The sequence below is a fragment of the Neisseria sp. P0021.S007 genome (assembly GCF_051956855.1).
Map to the genome: position 1 here is coordinate 1 of NZ_JBQCXA010001149.1, position 525 is coordinate 525.

Here is a 525-nt window from a genome sequence, read left to right on the forward strand (position 1 = left end):
CATAATGGGCGTATTGCAAAGTAAACCAATGCGCTTCAGGGACGGCAACCGCCAATCCGCAACGCACCATCACGGGCAAATCGACAACATCGTCGCCGACAAAGGCGCACTCATGCTCCTCTACACCGGCCTGTTCGCGTAATTGGGCGTAGGCGACACGTTTGTCGTGAATGCCTTTGAAGTAATAGTTGATACCGAGCTGCTTCACGCGGATACCGACGGAAGGCGCATCGCGGCCGGTAATAATCGCAGTTTGCACGCCGCTAGCCTGAAGCATTTTCAAACCGTGTCCGTCCAAAGTGTGGAACGATTTGATTTCTTCGCCGTTGTCGCGGATAAAAATGCGGCCGTCGGTCAAAACGCCGTCCACATCCAGTATCAGCAGTTTGATGCCTAAAGCGCGTTGTTGCAGGTCGGAAGAGAGGTTTTGCATAAGATTTCCTTATTTCAGACGGCCTATTCTAGCATAAGGCCGTCTGAAAACGTTTTTGCCGTCGATTCAGACAATTCGTGCCATCAATAAAT

1 protein-coding gene is annotated in these 525 nt (G+C 51.0%); it reads right to left on the bottom strand.

Annotation, left to right across the window (positions count from 1 at the left end; translation table 11 throughout):
* A partial coding sequence (locus ACTHUR_RS17985; protein ID WP_440400108.1) for a KdsC family phosphatase occupies positions 1-433 on the bottom strand: 433 nt, incomplete at its 3' end.
* Positions 434-525: the final 92 nt, after the last annotated feature.